The sequence below is a fragment of the Stenotrophomonas sp. GbtcB23 genome (assembly GCF_019091045.1).
Taxonomy (GTDB): Bacteria; Pseudomonadota; Gammaproteobacteria; order Xanthomonadales; family Xanthomonadaceae; genus Stenotrophomonas; species Stenotrophomonas rhizophila_A.
This window is the reverse complement of record NZ_JAGXKC010000007.1, coordinates 33,369-60,086: the sequence shown is the minus strand read 5'-3', so window position 1 is coordinate 60,086 and position 26,718 is coordinate 33,369. Positions and strand designations below refer to the sequence as shown.

Genomic DNA, 26,718 nt, shown 5'->3' with positions numbered 1-26,718 from the left:
CTCAGGAATGCGTGGATTCGGGGGCGGTGGCGAGCGTGGCGGTGTCGCCGGACGGGGTGAAGCCCCCGCCCAGCGCCTGGCTCAGCCGAACCGAAACAAGGATCTGGCGCGACTGCAGCGAGGCCAGCTGCTGCTGCGACTGCAGCAGCTGCGACTCCACGCTGAGCACGTCCAGGTAGCTGCCGATGCCGGCCTTGTAGCGCTGCTGCGCCAGGTCATGCGCGGCGCGGGCGGTGGCGACGGCCTGCGCCTGCGAGGCGGCCTGGTCGGCCAGCGAACGCACCGCGTTGACCTGGTCGGCCACCTCGCGCAATGCGGTGACCACCGACTGGTTGTAGTCGGCCACGGCCAGGTCGTACTGCGCGTCGGTCTTGTCCAGGTTGGCACGCAGGCGGCCACCGTCGAAGATCGGCAGGCTCAGCGCCGGGCCGATGAAGGCGAAGGTCGAGCCGCTCTTGAGCAGCTGGTCCACTTCGCTGGCGACCACGCCGCCGAGCGCGGTGAGGTTGAGGCTGGGATAGAACTTCGCCTTGGCCGCGTCGATCTCGCGGCCGGCCGCTTCCACCCGCCAGCGTGCGGCCACGATGTCCGGGCGGCGGCCAAGCAGTTCGCTCGGCAGCACGCCCGGCAGCTGCAGTGCCAGCGGGTTGAGCGGCTGCGGGCGTTCGATCTGCAGGCCACGGTCCGGGCCCTGCCCGACCAGCGCGGCCAGCGCGGTGCGGGCCTCGTCGATCTGCTGCTGCGCGGCCTGCAGCTGCTGCTGCGCGGCCGGAATGCGGGCTTCGGCCTGGCGGGTCTGCAGGTCGCTGTCGATGCCCGCCGCGCGACGCTGGCGGGTCAGGTCAAGCGTTTTCTGCGAGCGGTCCAGCTCTTCGCTGGCCACATCGTGCAGCTGCCACGCATAGCCGAGCTGCGCGTAAGCTTCGGCAATGCCGGCCGACAGGTTCAGGCGCGCGGCCTGCGCGTCGACGGCCGCGGCATGCCCGCTGTCCACCGCCGCCTCCCACGCAGCACGCTTGCCGCCCCACAGGTCCACCCCGTAGCTGACGCTGAGGTAGGCCTGGCCGCTGCCGGCATAGCTGCCGCCAAGTTCGTCACCCACCATCGATTCGGGCAGGCGCACGCCGGTGTAGCCGCCGGAAGCGGACACGCTGGGCAGGCGGTCGGCATGCGCGGTGCCAATCTGGGCACGCGCCTGGCGCAGGCGCGCATCCGCCGCCTCCAGACCCGGATTGCGCTGCAGGCCTTCGGCGATCAGGGCGTCCAGCTGGGGGTCGTTCAGCGCCCGCCACCAGTCGGTGGCCGGGAATGCCGACGGGCTCAGGGTGTGGCCGGCCAGGGTGCGCTGGGTCTGCAGGCTGTCGGCGTCGAGCAGCTGGCCGTGCGGTTGCAGGCCGCCGGTGCTGGCACAGGCAGCCAGCGCCAGCGCCAGCACGGACAGCAGCGCCGGCCGCAGCGGGCGCAGCGATGAGGTGCGATCAGGTATGGAAGTCATGGCGTAATCAGAGAGTCGCGGACACGGGTCAACAGGGAAAGCAGCAGCGCGCGCTCGTCGGCGGACAGGTCGCGCATGGCGTCGTCCATCACCGCGTCGCCGCGTTGCTTCAGGCGGGCCCACAGCTGGCGGCCCTCGTCGGTCAGTACGATCTGCAGCGCACGCCGGTCCTGCGCATGCGGTTCACGGCGGACGCAGCCCAGCGCTTCCAGCTTGTCCAGCAGGCGGGTGACCGCGCTGGGCACCTGGTCCAGGGCCTGGGCCAGTTCGTTGGCGGTACAGGGCGCGCGGAACGACAGCACCTTCAGCCCCAGGTAGTGGGTGAAGCCGATATCGAGGTTTTCCTCGGCCATGGAAACGTCCAGCTGGCGCATCAGGCCGTCACGCACCTGGCGCAGCAGCAGGCCCAGGCTGGGCGGCGTGGTATCGGGGCAGATCATCATGGGGACGCACTTTACTTCCGGAAAATATATTTCTCAATGGAAATATTTAATCTGGAAGGAAATGCAGTGTTGCCCCATTCAGGACAACGGCCCGGCCCCGATTCCTTCACATCGCTTGGCATCCCACGCCGCATCCGGATAATCGACCGCCTGCGAGGGCGACAGCCGTCGCCGTCCCTTGCCACAGGTAACAATCCCGCATGACCGATCTAGCCCGCCCCGCTTTCCACGGCTTTGAACAGCTGCCCCTGCGTGAATACGCTGAACGGGCGTACCTGGACTACTCGATGTACGTGGTGCTCGACCGTGCGCTGCCGTTCATCGGCGACGGCCTCAAGCCGGTGCAGCGCCGCATCATCTACGCGATGAGCGAGCTGGGGCTGAACGCCGCCGCCAAGCCGAAGAAGTCCGCGCGCACCGTCGGCGACGTCATTGGTAAGTACCATCCGCACGGCGACAGCGCCTGCTACGAAGCGCTGGTGCTGATGGCCCAGCCGTTCTCGTACCGCTACCCGCTGATCGAAGGCCAGGGCAACTTTGGTTCCACCGACGATCCCAAGTCGTTCGCGGCGATGCGCTACACCGAGTCCAAACTGACCCCGATCGCCGAGGTGCTGCTGGGCGAAATCAACCAGGGCACCACCGACTGGACCCCGAACTTCGACGGCACCCTGGAAGAGCCGACCTGGATGCCGGCACGCCTGCCGCACCTGCTGCTCAACGGCACCACCGGCATTGCCGTCGGCATGGCCACCGACGTACCGCCGCACAACCTCAACGAGATTGTCAGCGCGCTGCTGCACCTGCTGGATGACCCGGAGGCCAGCATCGGCGACCTGCTCGAACACGTGAAGGGCCCGGATTACCCGAGCGCGGCCGAGATCATCACCCCGGCCGCCGACCTGCGCACCATGTACGAAACCGGCTACGGCAGCGTGCGCGCGCGCTCGACGTTCTTCAAGGACGGCACCAACATCGTCATCAACGCGCTGCCGTTCCAGGTCTCGCCGTCGAAGGTGATCGAGCAGATCGCGGCGCAGATGCGCGCCAAGAAGCTGCCGTGGCTGGAAGACATCCGCGACGAATCCGACCATGCCAACCCGGTGCGGGTGGTGCTGGTGCCGCGTTCCAACCGCGTCGATGCCGAACAGCTGATGGGCCACCTGTTCGCCACCACCGACCTGGAGCGCAGCTACCGGGTCAACCTCAATGTGATCGGGCTGGACGGGCGTCCGCAGGTGAAGAACCTGAAGATGCTGCTCAGCGAATGGCTGCAGTTCCGCGGTACCACCGTGACCCGCCGCCTCACCCATCGCCTGGAAAAGGTCGAGCGTCGCCTGCACCTGTTGGAAGGCCTGCTGGTGGCGTTCCTCAACCTGGATGAAGTGATCCACATCATCCGCACCGAGGACGAACCCAAGCGGGCGCTGATCGCGCGCTTTGGCCTGAGCGACGACCAGGCCGAATACATCCTGGAAACCAAGCTCAAGCAGCTGGCGCGCCTGGAAGAAATGAAGATCCGCGGCGAGCAGGACGAGCTGGCGAAGGAACGCGACAAGATCCAGTCGATCCTGGACAGCAAGGCCAAGCTGCGCAAGCTGATCCGCGACGAGCTGGTGGCCGATGCGAAGAAGTTCGGCGACGCGCGCCGTTCGCCGCTGGTGCAGCGTGGCGCGGCGCAGGCGATCGACGAAACCGAGCTGGTGCCGAGCGAGCCGATGACCGTGGTGCTGTCCGAAAAGGGCTGGATCCGCGCGGCCAAGGGCCACGACATGGACCCGTCCACCCTGTCCTACCGCGACGGCGATGCCCTGCTGGGTTCGGTGCGTGCGCGCAGCACGCAGCAGGTGGCGTTCCTGGACAGCGAAGGCCGCGCCTACTCCACGCTGGTGCATACCCTGCCCTCGGCACGTGGCAACGGCGAGCCGCTCACCGGCCGCTTCTCGCCGGCGCCGGGCAGTGCCTTCATGACCCTGGCCAGCGGCGAAAACGCCACCCGCTTCGTGCTGGCCTCCACGCATGGCTATGGCTTCGTGACCCGCTTCGAGAACCTGACCGGGCGCAACAAGGCCGGCAAGGCGATGCTCAACCTCACCTCCGGTTCGAAGGTGCTGACCCCGGCCGTGGTCGCCAACCCGGACACCGACCGCATCGTGGCGGTGACCAGCTCGGGCAACCTGCTGGCCATCCCCGCCAGCGACCTGCCGGAACTGGACAAGGGCAAGGGCAACAAGATCATCGAAATCCCCAAGGCCAAGCTGGCCACCGAGCGCGTGGTCGCGGTGGTGGCGGTGGGCCCGGGCAACACGCTGCTGGTGCGCAGCGGGCAGCGCACGATGAACCTGTCGTACAAGGACCTGGAGGCCTACCTCGGCAGCCGCGCCAGCCGCGGGCACCTGCTGCCGCGTGGGTGGCAGAAGGTGGAAGGGTTGTCGGTGGAATGATCGCCCAAGAAAAAACCGGGGATTTCCCCGGTTTTTTTTGTATCCATCGCTGGCTGGCTTGTGGCTGGCTGGCAGTGGGTTCCGCCCGACCCACGGTCGGGCGCTACCGGCACCTCAATGCGCGGCGGTGCCCTTCGCGTCCATCTTGCTGGTCTGGTACAGGGCCAGGCCGATGCGCTTGATCAGGCCCAGCTGCTGTTCCAGCCACCAGGCGTGGTCTTCTTCGGTGTCCTTGAGCTGGACCAGCAGCATGTCGCGGCTCACGTAATCCTGGTGCTGTTCGCACAGCTTCATGCCGGCCGCCAGGTTGTTGCGCACGCTGTATTCGGTGTCCAGGTCCTTCTGCAGCATGTCCTCCACGGTCACGCCCGGCTCGAAGCCGTGCGGGCGCATGTCCGGGTTGCCGCCCAGGAACAGGATGCGGCGCAGCAGTGCGTCGGCGTGCTGGGTCTCCTCCTCCATCTCGTGGTTGAGGCGTTCGTACAGCGCGAACAGACCCTGGTCCTCGTAGCGGCGCGAGTGGATGAAGTACTGGTCGCGCGCGGCAAGTTCGCCGCGCAGCAGTTCCTTCAGGCATTCAATGACGTCGGGATGGCCTTTCATGGGGGAGCTCCTGTGAATCGATGGAAGCCATGGTGCCCTATCCCGGATCGCCGTGATCTAATCGGAATCAGTTGCATGCGCAGGCGCAGGTGGGGGCGGCCTGCATGACCTTCTTCGGGGAGCGTGGGATGCGTCGTTGGCTGAAACGGGGTGCGTGGGCGTGCGGGGTGCTGGTCGGGATCGTGGTCGTCGTGATCGGCGTGGCCTGGTTCCTGCTGCGCGGCAGCCTGCCGGCGCTGGAAGGCGAACAGTCCGTGGCCGGGTTGCAGGCCAGGGTCAGCGTCAGCCGCGATGCGCTGGGCGTGGTCACCATCGATGCCGGCAGCGAGGCCGATGCGATGCGGGCACTGGGGTTGGTGCATGCGCAGGAGCGCTATTTCGAGATGGACCTGATGCGCCGCGCGGCAGCCGGCGAGCTGTCCGGGCTGTTCGGGTCCGCCGCCGTAGCCACCGACCAGCGCATGCGGGTGCACCGCCTGCGTGCCCGCACCGATGCGCACCTTGCACAGGCACTGGGCGAGCGCCCGCAGGTGGTGCAGGCCTACGTGGAAGGCGTCAACCGCGGCCTGGGCAGCCTGCGCGTGCGCCCCTGGCCGTACCTGCTGCTGCGCCAGCAGCCGACTGCCTGGACCGCCACCGATTCGGTCCTGGCCGGGCTGGCCATGTACGCGGACCTGCAGGACCCCACCAACGAGAACGAGCTGGCCATGCGCGGGATCCGCGAGGTGGCACCACCGGCGCTGTACGCGCTGCTCAGCCACGACGGCAGCGAATGGGATGCGCCCTTGTTTGGCAAGGCGCGCGGGAATGCGCTGTTGCCGCCCGCCGATGCGCTCCACTTGCGCAACGGCCAACGGCCGTCACCCTCTGCACATGAAGGCAGCAGCGAACGCGCCGGGCAGGACGTGCATGGCAGCAACAACTTCGCGGTGGCCGGCGCATTGACTGCCGATGGCCGCGCGATCCTCGCCGACGACATGCACCTGGGCCTGCGCGCGCCGAACCTGTGGTTCCGGGTACGCCTGCGCTACCCCGACCCCGCCGCACCGGACGGCCAGGTGGATGTCAGCGGCTTCTCGCTGCCCGGGTTGCCGGCGATCGTGGTCGGCAGCAACGGCCATGTGGCCTGGGGCTTCACCAACAGCTACATCGACAACGCCGACTTCATGCCTGTCGCCGCAGGCGCGGAAGGCGTCCAGGTGCACGAAGAGCGCATCCGGGTGGCCGGCGGGGCCGACGTGAGCCTGCGCGTGCGCGAAACCGCGTGGGGCCCGATCCTGCACGAGCGCGCCGATGGCAGCGGCGAAGCGCTGCGCTGGACCGCACAGCTGCCGGGCGCGGTCAGCATGGCGTTCGCCGACATGGCGCGGGCCGGTGACCTCGACGACGCGCTGAAGATCGCCGATCGCGCCGGCATTCCCACCCAGAACCTGTTGCTGGCCGACGCGAAGGGCCGCATCGCCTGGCGGTTGATCGGCGCGCGCCCGGATCGCGCGGCGGACTGCCCGCCCAGCGGCTTCACCACCGTCGCACCGGCCCATTGCGCGCCGTGGGCGATCCGCAGCGACCAGTCGCCCGCCTTGGTAGATCCGCCCGGCCAGCGGCTGTGGACCGCCAACGGCCGCGTGCTGGATGGCGCCGACCTGGCCGTGGCCGGCAACGCCGGCTACGACCTGGGCGCGCGTGGGCGGCAGATCCGCGACGACCTCAACGCGAAGCAGCGTTTCAGCGAACGCGACCTGCTGGCGATCCAGCTGGACGACCGCGCGGTATTCCTTGAACGCTGGTGGACCCTGCTGCGGCAGGTGGTCGAATACAGCGATGACCCGGCATTGAAGCGCCTGGAGGCAGCCAGCCGGCAGTGGGAAGGCCACGCGTCGGCCGAGGCGGTGAGCTACCGGATCGCACGCGGCTTCCGCAGCAAGGTGCAGGACATCATCACCACTGCGCTGCTCGCGCCGGCGAAGCAATCGCTGGGCGAAGACTACCTGGAGCCGAAGCTGGCGCAGGTCGAGGGTGTTCTTTGGCCGCTGGTGAGCGAGCAGCCCGCGCATCTCCTGCCGGCACCGTACGAGGACTGGAACGCGCTGCTGGCCGATGCGGCGCGGCAGGCGGAGACCGAGTTGGCGGAAAAGGGAGCGGACCTCTCCAGGCGCACCTGGGGTGAGCGCAACACGGCGGCCATCTGCCACCCGATCAGCCGCGCCCTGCCCGCCTTCGCCCGGCCGTGGCTGTGCATGCCGGCCGATGCGCTGCCCGGCGACAGCAACCTGCCACGCGTGCAGGGCCCGTCCTTCGGTGCCTCGCAACGCATGGTGGTATCGCCCGGGCATGAAGCCGACGGCATCATCCACATGCCCGGCGGCCAGAGCGGCCATCCGCTGTCGCCGTTCTGGGGCGCAGGCCACGAGGATTGGGTGCACGGCAGGCCGACGCCGTTCCTGCCGGGCAAGGCGCGTTACACGCTGGTGCTGGAACCCGGCAAGGAAGCGGACTGACAGTCCGCTCTACCCCGTTGCGCACCCCGTCGCGCACGCCGTCGCGTGTACCGCCATCCGGTGGTTACGCGCGCACCTTCCAGCGCTCCATCCAGCTCAGCAACGGGCCGGTCATGGCGGTGGTCACCAGCGCCATGATCACCAGCACCGCGAACAGGCGGTCGCCGAGGAAGCCCAGCTCGTAGCCCAGGTTGAGCACGATCAGCTCCATCAGGCCGCGCGTGTTCATCAACGCGCCCAGCTTCCAGGCCTCGTGGTTGCCCATGCCTGCGCTGCGCGCGGCGCTCCAGGTGCCGAACAGCTTGCCCAGCGTGGCCACCGCGATCACCACCGCGCACAGCAGCAGGTCGCTGCCCTGCAGCGCATCGGCGCGCATGCGCAGGCCGGTCATGGCGAAGAACAACGGCAGCAGCAGGGTGACCGCGAACGGCTCGACCCGGGCGATCAACAACCCGCGCAGCTGCGCATTCGACGAGACGGCGACGCCGGCCGCAAACGCGCCGAACAACGCATGGATGCCCAGCACTTCGGTAACCAGTGCACTGCCCAGCGACAGCAGCAGCATGCCCAGCAGCCAGCGGCCTTCGCTGCCCGGTTGGATGACCTGGCGCGAGAACCACGGTTTGACCACGCCCAGCATCAGCGCGATGAACACCACCACGCACAGCAGGCTCAGGCTGGCCGGCACCCAGCCGGTGGCCTGGGCGGCGGCCACGATCAAGGCCAGCAGGCACCATGCGGTGGCATCGCCGAGCGCCGCGCAGGCAATCGCGGTCTGTCCCAGCGGGGTCTGGGTGATGCCACGGTCCGCGAGTATCCGCAACAGCACCGGGAACGCGGTGATGCTCAGCGAAATACCCACGAACAGCGCAAAGGCGGTGAAGCCCACGCCCTGCGGCCCGTGTTCGGGATACAGCCAGATCGCCAGCAGCACACCCAGCACGAACGGCACGGCAATGCCGGCATGGCTCACGGTGAAGGCGAAACGGCGGCGGCCGCGCAGCCCGCCCAGGTCGAGCTCGGCACCCGCCACCAGCAGGAACATCAGCACGCCCAGCTGGCTGAGCATGCCCAGCGGGCCGAGCGAGCTGGCCGGGAACAGCGCCCCGTGCAGGCCCGGCAGCAGGCTCCCCAGCACCAGCGGGCCCATCATCAGGCCGGCGGCCATTTCGCCGATCACCGCCGGCTGGCCCAGCCGCTTCAACAGCGCGCCCGCGCCCTTGGCGACCACCAGCAGCACCAGCAGCTGCAGCAGGAACAGGCCCAACGGCGAGGCCAGGTGGTGGGCCCAGTCGCTGCCCACCACCGGTTCGGCCTTGGCGGCCACGGCCGGCAGCTCGGGGCCGGCGTAGCGTGCCAGCGCCAGGCCGATGACCAGCGGAATCCCGGCCCAGGCCAGGTAATGCCAACCCCACTTCATCCGCGGCACGCTGCCTCCGGTCTGTACGTCCATGAACATTCCCCAATGCATGAAGGGGGAATGTTACCCGGTAGCGCCGGCCGTTGGCCGGCCCACATGAACGCTGCGACCGTTGCCTGGGCCGGCCAACGGCCGGCGCTACCCAGCCAAGGCTTGCTCATGCACACCGGCAACGGCGCGGCCGGACGGGTCGGCCATGCTGGCGAAACTGGCGTCCCAGGCGATCGCGGCCGGCGACGAACAGGCGATCGACTTGCCGCCGGGCACGGTTTCGGCCGCGGCCTGGGTCGGGAAGTACTGCTCGAACACGTGGCGGTAGTAATACGCCTCCTTGGTCTGCGGCGGGTTGTGCACGAAGCGCTTGTCCGCTGCGGCCATCACCCGGTCGCTGATCTGGGCTTCGGCGTGCGCCTTGAGCCCATCGATCCAGCCATAGCCCACGCCATCGCTGAACTGCTCTTTCTGCCGCCACAGGATCGAATCCGGCAGGTAGCCTTCGAACGCCTCGCGCAGCACCGCTTTCTCGATCCGGCGCGCGCCACCGGCACCCTGCCCGACCATCTTGTGCTTCGCATCGATGCGCATCGCCACGTCGAGGAACTCGCGGTCCAGGAACGGCACGCGCGGCTCCACGCCCCAGGCCATCATCGATTTGTTGGCGCGCAGGCAGTCGTAGTTGTTCAGCGCATCCAGCTTGCGCACCAGCTCTTCGTGGAACTCGCGGGCGTTGGGCGCTTTGTGGAAGTACAGGTAGCCGCCGAAGATTTCGTCGCTGCCCTCACCGGAGAGCACCATCTTTACGCCCATCGCCTTGATCCGTCGCGCCAGCAGGAACATCGGGGTGGAGGCGCGGATGGTGGTGACGTCGTAGGTTTCCACGTGGCGGATCACGTCGGGCAGCGCATCAAGCCCTTCTTCGAAGGTGTACTCGAAACCGTGGTGGACCGTGCCGAGCGCTTCGGCGGCGATGGCAGCGGCGGCCAGGTCGGGCGAGCCCTTCAGGCCAATGGCGAACGAGTGCAGGCGCGGCCACCAGGCCTCGCTCTGGTCGCCATCTTCGATGCGGTGGCGGGCATAGCGTGCAGCCACGGCGGCTACCAGCGAGGAATCAAGACCGCCGGACAGCAGCACGCCGTAGGGCACGTCGGTCATCAGCTGCCGGTGCACGGCGCGCTCGAACGCTTCACGCAGTGCAACGCGATCAGCGTCCACGCCTTCCACCGCGTCATAGTCGCGCCACGGGCGCTCGTAGTAGCGGGTGAGCGTGTCGGTGGCGCTGTCATACCAGTGGCCGGGCGGGAACTGCGCGGCGTCGGCGCAGGTATCCACCAGCGATTTCAGTTCGGAGGCCACCAGCAGGCGGCCGTCCTTGTCGTGGCCCCAGTACAGCGGCACCACGCCGATCGGATCGCGCGCGATCAGCACGCGCTTCTGGGTCCGATCCCACAGCGCGAACGCGAAGATGCCGTTGAGGCGGTTCAGGTACGAGGCCGGGGTGTCCTCCTGGTACAGCGCGTTGATCACCTCGCAGTCCGAGCCGGTCTGGAACGCATACGGCTGGGCCAGTTCGGCCTTGAGTTCGCGGTGGTTGTAGATCTCGCCGTTGACCGCCAGGGCCAGGCTGCCGTCGTCGGACAGCAGCGGCTGCGAGCCGCCGGCCGGGTCGACGATGGCCAGCCGCTCGTGGACCAGGATGGCGCCGTCATCGACGTATACCCCGCTCCAGTCCGGGCCGCGATGGCGCTGGCGTTGCGACAGGTCCAGCGCGTGGCGGCGCAGCGCGGTGAGGTCATCGCCGGCCTGCAGGCCGAACATTCCGAAGATCGAACACATGGGAACAGCTCCTGATGATGGGGGAATACACGTAATGCCTGCATTCGACCGGCCAGAAACAAAAAAACCCGCATCGGCCGATGCGGGTTCTCTGGGGTCCGGGCGTATGTTGCTTGTTCTAGCCCTGGTCGCAGTCCCGCATTGGCCGCGCACGATTATTCGCGCGCAGGTTATTGCGGTTGTTGGTGGTGACGGCGGTGGCCAGGAGCGCGGACATGGATCGACCGTACCGTTGTTCTGGCCGTGGCGCAACTGTTGCGGGCGCAACCGATTCAGCCCCTGACGTGCCCCGTCCCGGATAATCCACGCCTGCCTCCTGGAACTCACGGATGAATCCCCTTCGTTTCCGCCTGTCGCTTTCCGCGCTGGCGCTGCTGGCGCTGGCCGCCTGCACCACCGCCCCCAACCGCCCGACGAGCGATACCGAAGTGAAGTGGCTCACCGCCGCCGAGCGCGGCGACATCGAGGGCATGCTGGAGCTGGCCGAACTTTATGAACGCTGGAACGACCGCCGGGCGCTGGACTGGTATGAGCGCGCTGCGGCCGCCACGCCCTGGAGTTTCCGCAATACCATTGCGGAAGAAGCGCTGGGGCGGATCTGGGCCAGCGGTGCGATGTACACCGGCCGTCGCCCTGAAGACACGCCGCCCCCGGTCCTGCGCGCGTCGCCGCGCAAGGCCGGGCGCTGGTACCTCGCCGCAGCCAACCACGGCAGTCCGGGCGCGATGCTGTCGCTTGCAAAATTCGAACGCGAACGTGGCCACGCGGCCGCGGCACTGCGCTGGGACCTGCGCGCCACGGTTTACCAGCGCTATTCGACGAGCAGTTCGGGCCTGCCCGCCGCGATTGCCCCGCAAGCCGGTGCACTGCACCCGCTGGTGGTCGACATCCAGCGGCGCGCGGCGCGCGGCGATGCCCAGGCCCAGGTGGACCTGGGCGCGCTTTACGAAAGGGGCATGGGCCTGGGCATCGAACGCGACCCTGCGATGGCGCTGCAGTGTTACCGCAAGGCCGCCCAGCAGGGCAACGTGTTCGGCCAGTACTTCACGGGCCTGCTCCTGGGCCGTGCGCCGCCGGGGGTGCCGCGGGATGAGGCGGCGGCCGCCGGATGGTTTGCCAAGGCCGAGGCACAGAAGTTCTTCCTTGCCGGTGAATCGTATTGGCGCAAGGGCATCCAACCGGCGTTCTGGACGTTTGATTGAACCGGGCTGTACACACTCGCCGGCGACCTTCAAGTCTGCCGGCGGGCGCGCGCTTCGCCCAGAATGGGCGGCATGAGTACCGCCACGTTCCGTGATGAAACCCTCTCCCGCGCCCGCATGCACGCCATCGTCGCCGCGCATCCGCGTGCGGCCGTGTTCGAGGACTGCCGCTTCGACAATGCCGATTTCTCGCGGCTGGACATGGACGGTTTCCAGTTCACGCGCTGCTCGGTAGCGGGCACGTCCTGGCTGGCCGCCTCGCTGGAGGAAAGCCGCTGGGAAAAATGCCGGGGCGGCGAGTGCGATTTCAGCTCGGCCCTGCTCAGCGATGCGGTGTTTTCGCACTGCGATCTGAACAACAGCCACTGGCGCCGCGCCACGCTGTCATCGGTACGGTTCGAGGATTGCAAGCTGACCGGCGCGCACCTGCAGGAGGTGACCGGCTGGGCGTTGGAGTTCCGCGATTGCCTGCTGGTCAGTGCGGACCTGCGTGGGCTGTCGTTCCGCAAGGCCACGCTGCAGGGAATGGATTTTTCCGATGCAGAGCTGTCCGGCTGCGATTTCCGCGATGCCGTGTTCGAGGGCGGCAGCCTGCGCAACGCGCAGATTCGCCTGACCCGCTTCGACGGCGCCGACCTGCGCGGTGCTGATATCACCGGGCTCAACGTGATGGACAGCAAACACTTCAAGAAGGCGGTGATTTCACAGCGCCAGGCGGGCGCAGCGCTGGCCGCGTTTGGCTTGATCGTGGCGTGATCCGGGCCGGCGGAGCCGAAGGTAAAGCCAAAGGTAGAGCCGACTGTTAGTCGGCTGCCGGCCGCCGCGGGGACGTTGGTTCTGCGCGTAGAGCAGCCGACTAACAGTCGGCTCTACCTTCGGTGAGAAGGCGCTCGATCAGGCACCGGTACAGTTCCGGCAGCTTCTCCAGGTCGGCCACCGACACGTTCTCGTCCACCTGGTGGATGCTGGCGTTGACCGGCCCCACTTCGATGCACTGTGCGCCCAGCGGTGCGATGAAGCGCGCGTCCGAGGTGCCGCCGCCGGTGCTCTCTCCCGGCGCAGCGCCGGCGAATTCGCCCAGCACCTCGCGGGCTACCCCGCGCAGGGTACCTTCGGGGGTGTAGAACGGTTCGCCACTGCGGTGCCACTTCAGCCGGTACTCCAGGCCATGCCGGTCCAGCAGCGCGGTGATCTCCTGCTCCAGTTTCGGCGCGTTCCAGAGCGGGTTGTAGCGCAGGTTGAACAGCACCTGCAGCTCGCCGGGAATCACGTTGTTGGCGCCGGTGCCGGCGTGGATGTTGGACACCTGCAGGCTGGTCGGCGGGAAGCTTTCGAAGCCATCATCCCAATGCCGCGCGGTCAACTCGGACAGCGCCGCAGCGGCCAGGTGGATCGGATTGCGCGCCTTGTGCGGGTACGCCACGTGACCCTGCACGCCCTGGACGGTCAGCGTGCCCGACAGGCTGCCGCGCCGGCCAACCCGCAGCAGGTCGCCGAGCACGGCGGTGGAGGACGGCTCGCCGGTGATGCACCAGTCGATCTTCTGGCCGCGCTCGCGGAACAGGTCTGCGACCCGGCGCACGCCGTCGATGGCATCGCCTTCTTCATCGCTGGTCAGCAGCACTGCCAGCGTGCCGGGGTGGTCCGGATGGGCGGCGACGAACTGTTCGGCCGCGACCACGAATGCGGCCACGCTGCCTTTCATGTCCGCCGCGCCGCGCCCATACAGCACGCCGTCGCGGATCTGCGGATCGAACGGATCGCTGGTCCACGCCTCGACCGGTCCACTCGGCACCACGTCGGTATGGCCCAGCAGCACCAGCACCGGGGCGCCCTGCCCGTGCGTGGCCCACAGGTTGTCGACCTCGCCCAGGCGCAGGTGTTCGCAGGTGAAGCCGGCCTGCTGCAGGCGCCCGGCCAGCAGTGCCTGGCAGCCAGCATCCTCGGGCGTCACCGACGGCCGGGCGATCAGGTCGCAGGTCAGTGCAACAACGTCGTTCACGCGCCCACTCCGAACCGCTGCTTGAACCCGTTGTCGGAAAAGCCCTGGGTCATCACGCCGTCCGCGCTCACGACGACCGGACGCTTGATCAGCTGCGGATACTCCCGCAGCAGCAGCTTCCACTCCGCGTCGGAGGCCGCCGCCTTGCGGTTCTCAGGCAGCTGCCGCCAGGTCGTGGAGGAACGGTTGACCAGCGCCGGGAACCCACCGGCCTGGGCCGCCCAGTCCAGCAGCGTTTCGGGAGTGGGTTTGACGTCGCGGTAATCGACGAAGGTGTACGGCACCTGGAAGCGGTCGAGCCACTTACTGGCCTTCCTGCAGGTATCGCAGTTCTTCAATCCGTAAACGGTGGTGGTCATTGCCGACAGTGGGTCATGGGTACTGGCTTCCAGTATAGCCCTGCCCTGCCGAGGCTCCGGCATCCAGGTCAGACGATGCATCGTACTTGTTGAGTTCGGTGAGCAGGGAGCGCTGCCACGACGACAGGCCGGAGTCGAACGGCACGTCGGTCCCCATCAGCGGGCGTCCTTCCCGATCCACCAGCAGCGCCAGCTGCGAGGACAGGAAGCCACGCATGCTGGACAGTTGCCACCGGTACTGCGGAGCATCGAACGGATCGGCCGCATACAGGCGCATGCACACCGCGTCCATGTCCAGCAGCATCTGCACGCGGGAGGCGTCGTTCAAGGCGGTCCGCCCCGCCTCGATCGAAACGATCAATGCGTTGGTGGCCGATACCGCGTCTTCGCGGTCGAAGCGGTCTGCGTCCTCGGCGAGCCGGACCAGATCGCCGGCGGCCTGGCTGAACCGGGCCAGCGCACTGGGGGGTTCCAGGTGGGTAATCTCGGTGGACCGCGGCCGGCGCACTGGTGTTGCGACGAACGGTGCGGGGACGGGATACGCCTGCTCTGTGAATGTCGCCACGCCGCTGCCCCGCTGCACCACGTTGGCAAAGCTGCGGCCATTGGCCGGGTTGTCGGCGACCTGGCGCGGCGCCTCCTGCAGCGTCAACCGCGACTGCACCCATTCCGGCTGCTGCGTCAGCCACCGGCAGTAGTAATGCGTGGCATAGGCCAGGTAGTCCCGGAGCTGCTTGTCCTGGCCCAGGCCGCGGTAATCGCCATCGCGCTGGTCCCATATCCGCCGCGACGGCTGGCGGGCTTCCTCGATGATCGGCTTGAGCACGCGCGCTGCGTTGATCTGCAGCGCGTTGCCCTGGACCAGGCGCCCGCGGCCCCGGCTCAGCTGCGCCAGCCGCCGCAGGTACTGCACACCGTATTTGGCCACCAGGGCCAGGGTCCGGCTTTCCCACCCCAGCAGAAGATCCGGCTGCGCCTCCAGCAGCGACGGCACGGTCAACAACAGGCTGTCGGCGGCGGGGCGTGGCAGGGTCGCGCCCTGCGGTCGCGTCATCAGATGCTCGGACGCGCGCAGCGCGCTGACCAGACCGAAGGCCAGCGTCGCACCCTCGATGGCGTGGATCGGATGCTGCCGCAGCAGGGTTTCGAAGATCGGGGCCAGGTGGTCGGTGATCGTCGCGCTGCAGCAGCGTTGCAGAGGCGGATGGTTGATGAGCTCCCCCAGGTGGAACATCATCACACTGGCGTTTTCCAGGGTGAACTCCTGGCGGGCCCGGATCGTTTCAACGCAGCGCTGGGTCGCGCGCAGCAGACGATTTCCATCGCAGGGCGGCCCGGACGTACGGCGCACCTGCTGGCACAGGATGTTGAGCGCCTTGCCGATGTAGATGTTGGAGGCGCGTTGTTCGTCTTCGGTGTCGCCAAAGCCGACGCTGCCGGACATCACGCGCACGATCGTATCCAGGTCCGCGTCGATCATGGACAGATCACCGTGCTTCACGATCTTCTGATACAGCGCTGAAATGACGTAGTCGGCCTGCGTCAGGCGCACGCCATATTCGCCGGCAGGCACGTTGGGCATGCCGGCGAAGCCCGGAAGGTTGTAAATGCCAGTCGGTAGAATCGCGTTGTCGACCGTTGCACGATCCGCAGCGACCTGCGGCAGCGGTTGAATCGGATAGCGGATCACCGACACCGCATTGCTGACGTTTTCCACGGAAGCGCCTTCTGCCTGGGGAAGCGCAGCATAGGCACGCGAGCACGGGCGTTGGGCAATGCGTGCGTCAAGCTGTGACCGGCTTTGCGAAGCCGCACCACAGCGCGCGGTGAAAGCGTCATCGGGGCATCGTGGCGATGCCCCGATTGCGTCACCGCATCAGTCGGCCAGGCCGCGCAGCAGCTCGTTGACGCTGGTCTTGCTGCGGGTCTTGGCGTCGACCTGCTTGACGATGACCGCGCAGTACAGCGAGTGCGAACCGTCCTTGGACGGCAGCTGGCCGGACACCACCACGCTGTACGGCGGCACCGAGCCGTAGCTGATCTCGCCGGTGGCGCGGTTGTACACGCGGGTGCTCTGGCCCAGGAACACGCCCATGCCGATCACGCTGTGGTGGCCGACCACGAAGCCTTCCACCACTTCCGAACGTGCACCGATGAAGCAATGGTCTTCGATGATGGTCGGGCTGGCCTGCAGCGGTTCGAGCACGCCGCCGATGCCGGCACCGCCGGACAGGTGGCAGTGCTTGCCGATCTGCGCGCACGAGCCCACCGTGGCCCAGGTATCGACCATGGTTCCTTCGCCGACGTAGGCGCCGATGTTGGTGAAGCTCGGCATCAGCACCACGTCCTTGCCGAAGTAGCTGCCGCGGCGCGCGATGGCACCGGGCACCACGCGCACGCCGGCGCGGCGGAACTTTGCTTCGTCGAAACCGGCGAAGCGCGATTCCACCTTGTCCCAGAACGGCGCCGGGCGCGCGTCGACCACCGCCATGTCATTCACGCGGAAGTACAGCAGCACCGCCTTCTTCAGCCACTCGTTGACCTTCCAGCCACCGTGGCCATCCGGCTCGGCCACGCGGAACTCGCCGGTTTCCAGGCCATCGATCACGCGGCCGACCAGCGGCTTGGTCGAGCCTTCGATTTCATGCAGGGTCAGCGTGGCGCGGCGCTCGAAGGCGCTTTCGATGCCGAACTTGAGTTCTTCCACGCCCGGGGTGGCCGGCTTGCGCAGCGACTTGCGCGCGATGTTCTCGGCGCGCTTGGCCGCCGTTTCCGCAGCACTGCTGGCCGCGGTCTTCTTGACCGGCGCCTTCTTCACGGCCGGCGCGGCTTTCTTCGCAGCGGTCTTCTTCACGGCCGGGGCAGCGGCAACGGTCTTCTTGGCCGCCGCGGTCTTGGCGGCAGTCTTCTTGGCAGGCTTGGTGGCCATCAGTGGGGGTCTCCGGCGTTTCGATCAGGGTCCAGGCAGCGCAGCATGGCGTCATGCAGCTGCTGCCGGGCGGTTTCGGTCAGGGGGTGGTCGTGCTCATCGCTGATCACGAACATGTCTTCGGCGCGTTCGCCGAAGGTGGCAATGCGCGCGTCATGCACGCGCAGGCCCTGGTTGCGCAGTACGAAGGCGACATCGGCCAGCAGCCCGGGGCGGTCGGGTGCGACCAGGCTGAAGCGGGTGCCGCCGGTGTCGTTGTCGTTGGCATCGCGGAATTCGATGCGCGGGGCGAAGCGGAAATGGCGCAACTGGCGTGGCACTACCCGCCGCGAGGGGCGCAGCCGCGACAGGTCGCCGGCCAGCGCCTCGCGCAGCGCCGCTTCCAGCCGCGGTGCATCGCCATCGGCGAAGCTGTCGGCCGGGGTCACTTCAAAGGTATCGAAAATGGTGTCAACCGGGCCATCCAGCACGCGCGCCCGGTGGATGCCATAGCCCTTGCGGTCCAGGGTCATCACGATCGCAGCGAACAGGCCGTCGCGGTCGGGCGAGTGCACGAACACTTCCAGCGCATCGTCGTCGACGGTGATCCGGCGCACCTTGACCAGGGTCTGGCCCTGCTTGACCGGCACCAGCGCGGCGGCCTGCCAGGCCAGCTGCTCGGGGCGCAGGCGGATGAAGCTTTCATCCGGCATGACGGTGAACTGGCGGTCGATGGTGGCGTCGTCGTAACCGCGCTCGCGCACCAGCGCGCGCACGCTCTCGCGCGCCTCCAGCACACGCTCGGCGGCCGGCATCTGGTTTTCCAGGCCATCGCGCAGCGCCCGGCGCGCGGCGAAGTACAGGTCGGCCAGCAGCCGATCCTTCCACGCATTCCACAGCTTGGGGCTGGTGCCGGCGATGTCGGCGCAGGTCAGCAGGTACAGGTAGTCGAGGCGGTCGCGGCTGGCCACGAGCGTGGCGAAGCGGTGGATCACGTCCGGGTCGGAGATGTCCTGCTTCTGCGCGGTGACCGACATGCGCAGGTGCTGCTCGACGAGCCAGGCCACGAGTTCGGTATCGGAACCGCTCAGCGCATGCGCCTGGCAGAAGTCGCGGGCATCCACCGCGCCGAGTTCGGAATGGTCGCCGCCGCGGCCCTTGGCGATGTCATGGAACAGCCCGGCCAGCAGCAGCAGTTCCGGCTTGCGCAGCCGCGGCCAGACCTCGTGGGCAATGGAGAAACGCTCGTCCGCCCGGCTGGTGGCGAACAGGCCGATGTTCCGCAGCACCATCAAGGTGTGCTGGTCAACGGTGTAGACGTGGAACAGGTCGAACTGCATGCGCCCCGACACCTGCGCGAAGGCGGGAATCCATTGCCCCAGTACGCCCAGGCGGGCCATGCGCGCCAGCGTATCCACCGCGCGCGGGCTGCGCAGCAGGGTCATGAACTGTTCGCGCGCGGCAGTGCTGGCCTCGGTGTACGCCGGCAGCTCTGCCAGCGCTTCGGCCAAGGCCCGCGCGGTGAGCGAGTGCAGGCCGCGCACGTCGGGGTTGTAGGCCCAGCTGGAGAACAGCGCGAACACCTGCTCGATATCGCCCTGCGGCCACTGCGGGTCGTTGGCGGCCAGGTAGCCGCGGCGCAGCGAAAAGCCAACGCTGACCGGCTCGGGCACGGCCTCCCCGTCGAACTGTTCTTCGAAGCGCTGCAGCAGGCGGTCGCTGATCCGCCGCACCACGGTGGCGCTGCGGTAGAAGCCCTGCATCATCTTTTCGACCGCCAGGCTCTCCACGTCGTCGGCAAAGCCGAGCCGCGCGGCCAGGGTCTTCTGGTAATCGAAGCGCAGGCGCTCTTCCGGGCGGTTGGCCACCAGGTGCAGGCCGAACCGCAGCTGCGCCAGCGCGCAGCGCTCACGGCGCAGTGCAGCGGCTTCATCGGGGCCGAGGTGTCCCAGCCCGACCAGCGCTTCCAGCTCGCGCACGCCGAACGCGCGCAGTGCCATCCAGCCCAGCGTATTGAGATCGCGCAACCCGCCCGGACCATCCTTGATGTCCGGTTCCAGGTTGTCGGCGGTGTCGCCGAATCGCTGGTGGCGGGCCAGCAGTTCGTCGCGCTTGGCCAGGAAGAATTCGCGCGGCGGCCACAGGCCCTCGCGGTTGACGGCCTGTTTCAGCGCCTGGCGCGCCGCTTCGTCGGCCACCAGCGGGCGCGATTCGATCAAGGCGGTGAGCACGGTCTGGTCTGCGCTGGCCTGCACGCATTCCTGCGCCGACCGCACTGCATGACTGACCGGCAGGCCGCAATCCCACAGCAGCGCGAACAGGCGGGCCAAGGCCGCTTCATGCCGACGCTGCGCCTCGGGCGCGCCCAGCACCAGCAGGTCGATGTCCGAGCGCGGGAACAGTTCACCGCGCCCGTAGCCGCCCACCGCAAACAGCGCCAGCCCGGCATCGGGCGGCACGCAGCGCTGCCAGGCCAGCCGGATGAGATGGTCGGCAGCGCGGGCGCGCAGCGCCAGCAGCCGCTCGATGTTGTCGTTCTGGTCGAAGCGCCGGTACAGGCGCGCGTCGGCCTGCTGCAGGGTCTGGCGAGCCTCCGCCGCCCACTCGGGGTCGGCGACGGCGTCGGCCGGCGCGTCCAGGGTCGGGCTCGCCGGCAACATGCTCAGACCTGCGATTCGCCGGGCGAGAGGGTCAGCACATCCACGCCGGTCTCGGTGACCGCGATCATGTGCTCCCACTGCGCCGACAGCTTGCGGTCCTTGGTGACCACGGTCCAGCCATCGGGAAGCACCTTGTTGTAGCGGGTGCCTTCATTGATCATCGGCTCGATGGTGAAGGTCATGCCCGGCTGCAGCACCAGGCCCTGGCCCGGACGCCCGTAGTGCACCACCTGCGGTTCGTCGTGGTAGACCTTGCCGATGCCATGCCCGCAGTACTCGCGGACCACGCTGAAGCGCTCGGCTTCGGCCAGCGACTGGATCGCGTGGCCGATGTCGCCCAGCGTCGCGCCCGGCTTCACCGCACGGATACCGGCCCACATGGCCGCGTAGGTCGTGTCGACCAGACGCTTGGCCATCGTCGATGGCGTGCCGGCGTAGTACATGCGGCTGGTATCGCCGTGCCAGCCGTCCTTGATCACGGTGACATCGATGTTGACGATGTCGCCGTCCTTCAGGACCTTGGCTTCGCTGGGGATGCCGTGGCAGATGACGTTGTTGACCGATGTGCAGACCGTCTTCGGGAAGCCACGGTAGCCGACGTTGGCCGGCGTGGCCTTCTGCACGTTGATGATGTGGTCGTGGCAGATGCGGTCCAGCTCTTCGGTCGTCACGCCCGGCTTGACGTACGGGGTGACGATGTCGAGCACTTCGCTGGCCAGGCGGCCGGCGACGCGCATCAGTTCGATTTCCTCGGGGGTTTTCAGATTCACGCTCATGGCGCCCATTATCGCTGATCCGGGGCCATTCTGAACGGGAAGGGCTGGAACGCTGACAGCCCGCGTTCGGGTCGAAGCCCCCCACAGCGGCAGGGCCTTGGTGGGCTGGAAACGGAAAAACTGTGAAAACCGGCCAGTTTTCCTCACACCCCCCCTACAAGTTCGCTTTTATAAGGGGGTCAGCGCCGCCCCTGGCGCCCTCCCCCTGCAGTACGCCGGCATCGATTCGTTCATCCAGGACCCCCGTCCAAGGAGAAGACCATGCGATTCCTTCGCGCCCCGCGTCCCCTGCTGTTCAGCCTTGGCCTGGTGGCCCTGGCCTCGCCCGCCATGGCGGCCGACACCACCACCTTCAACGTGCGCATCATCATCACCAAGGCCTGCACGATCACCGCGGCCGCCGCGACCGATGTCGATTTCGGCACGGCGCTGTCCACCGCCACCACCCCGTCCAACGCCCAGGGATCGGTGACTGCGCAGTGCTCGGCGCTGACGCCGTACACCATCGCGCTGAACGCCGGCTCCAACGCCGCGACCGCCAATGACGTCACCACCCGGCGCATGCGCAACACCGATGCGGCGGTGACCACCAACAACTTCGTCGGCTACCAGCTGTATTCCGACGCGGGCCGTGCAAACGTCTGGGGCGCCACCACCGGCACCAACACGGTGGCCGGCACCGGCACCGGCCTGGCGCAGGCGTACCCGATCTATGGCCAGGTGGCCAATCCCAGCGTGAACAACGCCGCCACCGGTACCTACCAGGACACGGTCACCGCCACCATCTCGTACTGAGGCCGCCATGTCAGCACTCGAACGGGGGCGCGTACCGCGCTCCACGGCGGCTGTCTGCGCCTGTGCATTGCTGGTCGTGCTTGGCATGCCTGGCCTGCGGGCCGCCAGCCTGCAGGTTGCGCCTACCTCGCTGCAGCTCAGCGCCCGCCAGAACGCCGAAGCGCTGTGGGTCAGCAACAGCGGGTCGGCCCCGGTAAGCGTGCAGGCCCGCGTATTCCGCTGGACCCAGCGCGACGGCCGCGACCAGCTCGACCCCACCTCAGACCTGGTGGTCAGCCCGCCCATGCAGTCGCTCGCGGCCGGACAGCAGCAGCTGATCCGCGTCGTGCGCGCCCAGCCGGAAGCGCCCGACGCACAGCTGTCGTACCGGGTCATCGTCGACGAGGTGCCCACGCTGGACCCCAACCGCCAGGGCATGCAGTTCGTGCTGCGCTACTCGCTGCCGGTGTTCATCCAGCCCGATGGCAGCGCCGCAGGCAAGCCCGAGCTGCAGAGCAGCGTGCGTATCCAGCCCGATGGCAAGGTGGTGCTGGAAGTGCACAACCGTGGCGATGGCTATGCGCAACTGGCCGATCTGGCCGTAGGTCCGCCGGATCGCCCGCAGGTCTTCCAGCCCGGCCTGATCGGCTACGTGCTCAGCGGCCAGACCATGCGTTGGCCGCTGGATATTCCTGCGACGCGGCTGGCCGGGGCCACGCTATCGGCGAAGATCAATGGCGGCGCGCAAGCCACTCCCCTGTCCCCGACGCCACCGGCTCGCTGAGGCCTGCGTGCGCGTCGCCCTGGCTGCCGGCGCGGTCTCGTCTGGAATGCCGGGCGCACCGGCATGGGCGGCCGAACTGCCTGCCGCCAGCGCCGAACTGGGGGCCGCCGATGATGTGATGCTGCCGGCGCCCACGCCCTTGACCGCACCGCAGACCCTGTACCTGGACGTCACCCTCAACGGCAGCCCCCGCGGCCTGCTGCCGTTCACGGAACTGGCGGGCCAGCTGCGCGCCGATCCGCCCGTGCTGCGCCAGCTCGGCTTCGCCGCGCCCGACGGCGCGCCAGTTGCACTGGACCAGCTCACCGGGCTGGTGATGCGCTACGACGCCTCCCTGCAGACCCTGGCGCTGGAAATCCCCCTCGAACAGCTCAACCTGCCGGTTACCGAACTAGGGGCCGCCACGCAGAGCACCCCGACGGCCAGTGCCTCGCCAGGCGCCCTGCTCAACTATGACGTCTATGCCAGCCACAACCAGGACGCCGGCAACCTGGCGCTCACCACCGAATGGCGGGTGTTCGGCATGGGCCGCGGCGTGCTGCGCAGCAGCCAGCTGCTGCGCACCTACCAGGATGGACGGAGCGACTGGCGCGGTGAAAGCGTGCGCCTGGACAGTGCATGGCAGCTGGATTTTCCCGACAACGCACTGACCCTGACTGTCGGTGACTTCTTCAGCGGCTTCGTTGACTGGAGCCGCCCGGTGCGGATGGGCGGCATCCAGATCGGGCGCAACTACGGCCTGCAGCCCTACCGTGTGCTCACCCCCACCCCGAGCTTCCTGGGCGAGGCCGTGGTGCCCTCCAACGTCGAGCTCTATGTCGACGGCCTGCGCCAGTACAACGGCGAGGTGCCGGTGGGGCCGTTCCAGCTGGCCGCGCAGCCGGGCATCAGCGGCACCGGCAATGCGCAGGTGGTGATCACCGATGCCTACGGCCGCATGCAGACCCTGGATTTTGCCTTCTATGGCACCCAGCAGCTGCTGGCTGAAGGACTCTCGGACTGGTCGGCGGGCGTGGGCCGGATGCGTCGCGACTACGGCATCCGCTCGTTCGCCTACGACAGTGCCACCGTGGGCAGCGCCACCTGGCGGCGCGGGGTCAGCAACCGCTTCACCGCCGAACTGCATGCCGAAGGCGGCGGCGGCGTGGCCAGCGCCGGCGCGGGCGGCTGGTGGCAGCTGGGCCAGGCCGGCGTCGTCAACGCGTCCTATGCGCACAGCCGCCGCGACGGTTTGCAGGGAGGCCAGTGGGCGCTGGGGTACAGCTGGAACAACCGGGTGTTCAACCTCAACGCCGCCACCCGCCGCACGCATGGTGACTTCCAGGACCTGGGCAGCCTGCAGGGTGCGCTGCCACCGGACGTGACCGACCAGGTCACCGCCGGTGCCAGCCTGGGCCGGCTGGGCTCGCTGAGCGCCAGCTACCTGCGCCTGTCCTACCCCGATGGCGATGACCGCCGCTACGCGAGCGTGTTCTGGAACCGCACGTTCTCCGAACGCTGGTCGGCCTACGCCTCGTTCAACCAGAACCTGGAGGACAACGCCGATCGCAGCGTGTACCTGTCGCTGTCGGCCAGCCTGGGCAACAACCGCCAGAGCAACCTGGCCTCCCAGCGCAATGGCGACCGCAATCTGTACACGGTGGATGTGTCCCAGCCGGTGCCCGGCGATGGCGGCCAGGGCGGTTACGGCTGGCGCGTGCAGGCCCGGCAGGGCGATGACGGCACCGGGGGGCTGGTCGAAGCCGGCTGGTTGAACCGGGTGGGCCGCTACTCGCTGGGCGCGGCGCGCCAGGGCGATGCCAACTTCGCCTATGCCAACGCCAGCGGCAGCGTGGTCTGGATGGGGGGGCACCTGTTCGCCGCACGCGAGGTACCCGACGCGTTCGCGGTGGTCTCCACCAACGGCGTGGGCGGCGTACCGGTCCGCCTGGAAAACCGCGTGATCGGGGTGACCGACGACGACGGCATGCTGCTGGTCACCCCGCTGCTGTCCTGGCAGCGCAACCGGATTTCGATCGACACCCTGGAGCTGCCGGCCGACATGCGTGCCGACCGCGTGGACACGCTGGTGACGCCGCGGCAGAGCGCCGGGCTGGGGGTCAGTTTCGGACTGCGCCGCACCCGCGCCATCACACTGGTCCTGCACGACTCGCAGGACCGGCCCGTGCCCGCCGGCAGCCAGGTGCGGCTGCCGGACCAGCGCAGCGCCACGGTGGGCTACGACGGCGAGGTCTACCTGGAAGATCTGCCGGCCCAGGCAGTGCTGCAGGTGGACACCGATGACGGGCGCTGCGAAGTGCGCGTGCCGGTCAGCCCGGCGCCGGGCAGCGCCGCGCTGCGGCTGGGGCCGCTGCGCTGCGTGGCCGGAGCCGGGCCATGAGCCTGCGCCTGCTGCTGGGGGGGGTGCTGGCACTGGCCGGGCTAGTGGGCGCCGGCGTGGCCCGCGCCGACACCACCTGCACCACCACCACCCCGGTCACGGCCGCCTTCGGCAACGTCGGAAACGCCGCCGCTGCGCCCAGCTTCACCACCACCACGTTCACCATCACCTGCAACACCGCCGCGCTGAGCCTGCTGGCAACGGCGTCGGTACGCGCCTGCATCGGCATCGGCGTGGGCAGCACCGGCGTGGCCATTTCACCGCTGCGGCGGATGACCAACACCACCGCCGATCCGCTCAGCTTCCAGCTGTTCACCAGCGCCGCCTACAGCACCATATGGGGTCTGACCCCCGGCACCTCGCCCGGGCCGCAGGTGGTGGACCTGAACTACTCGGTGCCCCTGCTCACCGGCGGCAGCGGCGCGGTCACCGTGACCATCTACGGTCGCATCCCAGCCAGCCAGACGCTGGCGGCCGGCAGTTACAGCACCGCGTTCAGCGGTGCCGACGTCCGCCTGGAATATGCCTACAACGAGGTCCTGCTGGGCACGGCCACCGCGCCGGCGGCGTGCACCACGGCCACCGGCGTCAGCGGGCACAAGACCGCCACCGGCGGCTTCCCGTTCACGGTCACCGCCACCGTGCTGCCGCAGTGCAGTGCCTATGTCACTACCGACATGGACTTCGGCAGCAGTGCCGGCACGATCACCGCCAACATCGACCGCACGTCGACCATCGGCCTGACCTGCCTCAACCGCACCGCCTACACCATCGCGCTGGACAACGGCCTGTACGCGAACGGCAGCGTGCGGCGCATGCGGCACACCACCAACCCGGCCTTTTTCATTCCCTATGCGCTGTACCGCGAAAGCACCCGCACCCAGCGCTGGGGCAGCACCGCCAACGTGGACCTGGTCTCGGGCACGGGAACCGGCAGCGCCCAGACCCTGACCGTGTATGGGCGTGCACCGCCCACAATCGGCGCAGTGGCCGCCGGCAGCTACAGCGACCAGATCAAGGTGACGATCACCTACTGAATCGGCCGCCCCCTCAAGACCGCCAGCGCCGGGCCGATATCCCAACGACCCCTCGCTGCCGATCCGGATGAACCGACGCCGCCGCGCCCGCCTCGCCACCTGCGTGGCGCTGACCACCCTGCTGTCTGCCGCCAACGCGGCCAATGCGCCGCTGCAGGTCCGCCTGCGGATCGTGGAGGCGTGCGCACTGGACGCAGACGCAGCGCGTGCCAGCTGCCGCAGCGCACACCGACGCAGCGACGAGGAAATCCCGGCCCCGCCCCAGGTGCAGCAGCTGACCCCGGCGGACGAAGACGACGAAGACGCCCGCCGGCCATGGCTCACCCTGACCTTCTGATCCGCGCCTGCCTGCTGCTGGCGCTGCTTGCTCCGGCCGCCGCGCAGGCGCTGGACATTTCCCCATTGCGTGTTGCGCTGCGCCCGGACCAGCAGGATGCCGAACTGTGGCTGCACAACGAGACGGCGCAGCCGTGGTCGGGCCAGGCGCGGTTGTACCGGTGGGTACAGAGCGCCGACGCCGAACGCCTGACCCCGGCGCAGGACGTGGTGGTGAGCCCAACCCGGCTGGCACTCGCACCAAACGCCCGGCAGCGGGTACGGGTGGTCCGGATCGGCGCCGCCCCCACCGCTGAACAGGGCTACCGGCTGGTGCTCCGGGCCGGCCCCGGCAGCCCGCCGCTGCAGGTGTCGCTGCCGGTGTTCGTGGCCGGGCCGCAGCCGCGCCCGGCGCCCGCCCTGTCCGCCGACCTTCGCGACGCTGCCGGCCACGCCCTGCTGGCGCTTTACAATGGCGGCACCGGCCACGCGCGGCTGGCGGACCTGACCTTCATTGGCCCCGACGGACGCGCCACGCTGCTGCTTCCCGAGCTGGCCGGCTATGTCCTGGCCGGCAGCACCCGCCTATGGGCCCTGCCCGGCCCCGCCACGGGCTATGCCGGGGGCCGTTTCCGGGCCCGGATCGGCGACGCGGAACCGGCCGACATCCCGGCCGCCAGCCCGCCAATTGCGCCGGACCGCCTGCCCGGGCTATAATCGACCGGATTTCTTCGCGCCCTGTGCGCAGGAAACCCGTCAACACCGGACGTCACCGGTGAATCCAC

Annotated in this window: 21 protein-coding genes; 10 read left to right on the top strand and 11 right to left on the bottom strand. The window is 68.5% G+C overall.

What is annotated here, in order from left to right:
- Position 1 precedes the first annotated feature (1 nt).
- Together KVS69_RS04820 and KVS69_RS04815 are read right to left on the bottom strand one after the other, a co-directional pair.
- Entirely contained in the window at positions 2-1,495 is a 1,494-nt protein-coding gene (locus KVS69_RS04820) for an efflux transporter outer membrane subunit (RefSeq protein WP_217537332.1), read from the bottom strand.
- The gene (locus tag KVS69_RS04815) at positions 1,492-1,935 is read right to left on the bottom strand and encodes a MarR family transcriptional regulator (protein WP_068854598.1); all 444 of its coding nucleotides are present in this window, start codon (positions 1,933-1,935) and stop codon (positions 1,492-1,494) included. Before KVS69_RS04815 ends, KVS69_RS04820 begins: the two co-directional genes overlap by 4 nt.
- A gap of 203 nt (positions 1,936-2,138) precedes the next feature.
- Here KVS69_RS04815 and parC point away from each other — a divergent pair, with 203 nt between their 5' ends.
- The gene (gene parC, locus KVS69_RS04810) at positions 2,139-4,382 is read left to right on the top strand and encodes a DNA topoisomerase IV subunit A (protein WP_184127244.1); all 2,244 of its coding nucleotides are present in this window, start codon (positions 2,139-2,141) and stop codon (positions 4,380-4,382) included.
- Positions 4,383-4,496: 114 nt separating this feature from the next.
- On the opposite strand, the gene KVS69_RS04805 is transcribed toward parC, so the two are convergent.
- Complete coding sequence (locus KVS69_RS04805) at positions 4,497-4,985, bottom strand: bacterioferritin (protein WP_068850537.1); 489 nt, start codon at positions 4,983-4,985, stop codon at positions 4,497-4,499.
- A 128-nt stretch (positions 4,986-5,113) separates the two neighbouring features.
- On the opposite strand from KVS69_RS04805, the gene KVS69_RS04800 reads away from it, so the two are divergent.
- Positions 5,114-7,483, top strand: coding sequence for a penicillin acylase family protein (locus KVS69_RS04800; RefSeq protein WP_217537330.1), 2,370 nt, complete (start codon positions 5,114-5,116; stop codon positions 7,481-7,483).
- 64 nt (positions 7,484-7,547) lie between these two features.
- On the opposite strand, the gene KVS69_RS04795 is transcribed toward KVS69_RS04800, so the two are convergent.
- Entirely contained in the window at positions 7,548-8,942 is a 1,395-nt protein-coding gene (locus KVS69_RS04795) for a cation:proton antiporter (protein WP_093533182.1), read from the bottom strand.
- Between the two features lie 99 nt (positions 8,943-9,041).
- Positions 9,042-10,736: an asparagine synthase B gene (gene asnB / locus KVS69_RS04790; protein WP_217537328.1), complete on the bottom strand. Its 1,695-nt coding sequence runs from the start codon at positions 10,734-10,736 to the stop codon at positions 9,042-9,044.
- A gap of 329 nt (positions 10,737-11,065) precedes the next feature.
- Between asnB and KVS69_RS04785 the strand changes: the two genes are divergently transcribed.
- Both KVS69_RS04785 and KVS69_RS04780 read left to right on the top strand, forming a co-directional pair.
- Entirely contained in the window at positions 11,066-11,938 is an 873-nt protein-coding gene (locus KVS69_RS04785; protein ID WP_217537326.1) for a tetratricopeptide repeat protein, read from the top strand.
- A gap of 72 nt (positions 11,939-12,010) precedes the next feature.
- Positions 12,011-12,694, top strand: coding sequence for a pentapeptide repeat-containing protein (locus tag KVS69_RS04780; protein WP_217537324.1), 684 nt, complete (start codon positions 12,011-12,013; stop codon positions 12,692-12,694).
- Between the two features lie 100 nt (positions 12,695-12,794).
- Here KVS69_RS04780 and dapE read toward each other — a convergent pair whose 3' ends face one another.
- The 6 genes from dapE to map form a co-directional block, all read right to left on the bottom strand.
- The gene (gene dapE / locus KVS69_RS04775; RefSeq protein ID WP_217537322.1) at positions 12,795-13,940 is read right to left on the bottom strand and encodes a succinyl-diaminopimelate desuccinylase; all 1,146 of its coding nucleotides are present in this window, start codon (positions 13,938-13,940) and stop codon (positions 12,795-12,797) included.
- Complete coding sequence (locus KVS69_RS04770) at positions 13,937-14,299, bottom strand: Spx/MgsR family RNA polymerase-binding regulatory protein (protein WP_217537320.1); 363 nt, start codon at positions 14,297-14,299, stop codon at positions 13,937-13,939. The genes dapE and KVS69_RS04770 overlap by 4 nt, the downstream gene beginning before the upstream one ends.
- 13 nt (positions 14,300-14,312) lie before the next feature.
- Positions 14,313-16,016, bottom strand: a complete 1,704-nt coding sequence (locus KVS69_RS04765; RefSeq protein ID WP_217537318.1) for a hypothetical protein — start codon at positions 16,014-16,016, stop codon at positions 14,313-14,315.
- A gap of 159 nt (positions 16,017-16,175) precedes the next feature.
- Entirely contained in the window at positions 16,176-17,228 is a 1,053-nt protein-coding gene (gene dapD, locus KVS69_RS04760) for a 2,3,4,5-tetrahydropyridine-2,6-dicarboxylate N-succinyltransferase (RefSeq protein ID WP_068850514.1), read from the bottom strand.
- Positions 17,228-19,867 (bottom strand): [protein-PII] uridylyltransferase, encoded by a 2,640-nt coding sequence (locus KVS69_RS04755; protein ID WP_217537316.1) that lies wholly within the window; start codon positions 19,865-19,867, stop codon positions 17,228-17,230. Before KVS69_RS04755 ends, dapD begins: the two co-directional genes overlap by 1 nt.
- A 2-nt stretch (positions 19,868-19,869) precedes the next feature.
- Complete coding sequence (gene map / locus KVS69_RS04750; RefSeq protein ID WP_210131471.1) at positions 19,870-20,643, bottom strand: type I methionyl aminopeptidase; 774 nt, start codon at positions 20,641-20,643, stop codon at positions 19,870-19,872.
- A 261-nt stretch (positions 20,644-20,904) separates the two neighbouring features.
- Between map and KVS69_RS04745 the strand changes: the two genes are divergently transcribed.
- The 6 genes from KVS69_RS04745 (at position 20,905) to KVS69_RS04720 (ending at position 26,650) form a co-directional block, all read left to right on the top strand.
- A complete protein-coding gene (locus KVS69_RS04745; RefSeq protein WP_068850508.1) occupies positions 20,905-21,438 on the top strand; it encodes a spore coat U domain-containing protein in 534 nt (177 codons plus the stop codon).
- Positions 21,439-21,445: 7 nt separating this feature from the next.
- A complete protein-coding gene (locus KVS69_RS04740) occupies positions 21,446-22,201 on the top strand; it encodes a molecular chaperone (RefSeq protein WP_217537314.1) in 756 nt (251 codons plus the stop codon).
- 46 nt (positions 22,202-22,247) lie between these two features.
- The gene (locus tag KVS69_RS04735; RefSeq protein ID WP_217537373.1) at positions 22,248-24,581 is read left to right on the top strand and encodes a fimbria/pilus outer membrane usher protein; all 2,334 of its coding nucleotides are present in this window, start codon (positions 22,248-22,250) and stop codon (positions 24,579-24,581) included.
- Positions 24,578-25,618, top strand: a complete 1,041-nt coding sequence (locus KVS69_RS04730; protein ID WP_217537312.1) for a spore coat U domain-containing protein — start codon at positions 24,578-24,580, stop codon at positions 25,616-25,618. Before KVS69_RS04735 ends, KVS69_RS04730 begins: the two co-directional genes overlap by 4 nt.
- 67 nt (positions 25,619-25,685) lie before the next feature.
- A complete protein-coding gene (locus tag KVS69_RS04725; protein WP_068850497.1) occupies positions 25,686-25,955 on the top strand; it encodes a hypothetical protein in 270 nt (89 codons plus the stop codon).
- A complete protein-coding gene (locus tag KVS69_RS04720; protein ID WP_217537310.1) occupies positions 25,934-26,650 on the top strand; it encodes a fimbria/pilus periplasmic chaperone in 717 nt (238 codons plus the stop codon). Before KVS69_RS04725 ends, KVS69_RS04720 begins: the two co-directional genes overlap by 22 nt.
- The last annotated feature ends 68 nt before the right edge of the window (positions 26,651-26,718 follow it).

Coding starts and splice junctions, on each gene's coding strand:
- KVS69_RS04745 (WP_068850508.1), top strand. CDS start 20,905: ATGCGATTCCTTCGCGCCCCGCGTCCCCTGCTGTTCAGCCTTGGCCTG.
- KVS69_RS04815 (WP_068854598.1), bottom strand. CDS start 1,935: ATGATCTGCCCCGATACCACGCCGCCCAGCCTGGGCCTGCTGCTGCGC.
- KVS69_RS04770 (WP_217537320.1), bottom strand. CDS start 14,299: ATGACCACCACCGTTTACGGATTGAAGAACTGCGATACCTGCAGGAAG.
- KVS69_RS04785 (WP_217537326.1), top strand. CDS start 11,066: ATGAATCCCCTTCGTTTCCGCCTGTCGCTTTCCGCGCTGGCGCTGCTG.
- asnB (WP_217537328.1), bottom strand. CDS start 10,736: ATGTGTTCGATCTTCGGAATGTTCGGCCTGCAGGCCGGCGATGACCTC.
- parC (WP_184127244.1), top strand. CDS start 2,139: ATGACCGATCTAGCCCGCCCCGCTTTCCACGGCTTTGAACAGCTGCCC.
- KVS69_RS04820 (WP_217537332.1), bottom strand. CDS start 1,495: ATGACTTCCATACCTGATCGCACCTCATCGCTGCGCCCGCTGCGGCCG.
- KVS69_RS04740 (WP_217537314.1), top strand. CDS start 21,446: ATGTCAGCACTCGAACGGGGGCGCGTACCGCGCTCCACGGCGGCTGTC.
- dapD (WP_068850514.1), bottom strand. CDS start 17,228: ATGGCCACCAAGCCTGCCAAGAAGACTGCCGCCAAGACCGCGGCGGCC.
- KVS69_RS04755 (WP_217537316.1), bottom strand. CDS start 19,867: ATGTTGCCGGCGAGCCCGACCCTGGACGCGCCGGCCGACGCCGTCGCC.
- KVS69_RS04800 (WP_217537330.1), top strand. CDS start 5,114: ATGCGTCGTTGGCTGAAACGGGGTGCGTGGGCGTGCGGGGTGCTGGTC.
- map (WP_210131471.1), bottom strand. CDS start 20,643: ATGAGCGTGAATCTGAAAACCCCCGAGGAAATCGAACTGATGCGCGTC.
- KVS69_RS04730 (WP_217537312.1), top strand. CDS start 24,578: ATGAGCCTGCGCCTGCTGCTGGGGGGGGTGCTGGCACTGGCCGGGCTA.
- KVS69_RS04780 (WP_217537324.1), top strand. CDS start 12,011: ATGAGTACCGCCACGTTCCGTGATGAAACCCTCTCCCGCGCCCGCATG.
- KVS69_RS04805 (WP_068850537.1), bottom strand. CDS start 4,985: ATGAAAGGCCATCCCGACGTCATTGAATGCCTGAAGGAACTGCTGCGC.
- KVS69_RS04735 (WP_217537373.1), top strand. CDS start 22,248: ATGCCGGGCGCACCGGCATGGGCGGCCGAACTGCCTGCCGCCAGCGCC.
- KVS69_RS04720 (WP_217537310.1), top strand. CDS start 25,934: ATGGCTCACCCTGACCTTCTGATCCGCGCCTGCCTGCTGCTGGCGCTG.
- KVS69_RS04795 (WP_093533182.1), bottom strand. CDS start 8,942: ATGTTCATGGACGTACAGACCGGAGGCAGCGTGCCGCGGATGAAGTGG.
- KVS69_RS04725 (WP_068850497.1), top strand. CDS start 25,686: ATGAACCGACGCCGCCGCGCCCGCCTCGCCACCTGCGTGGCGCTGACC.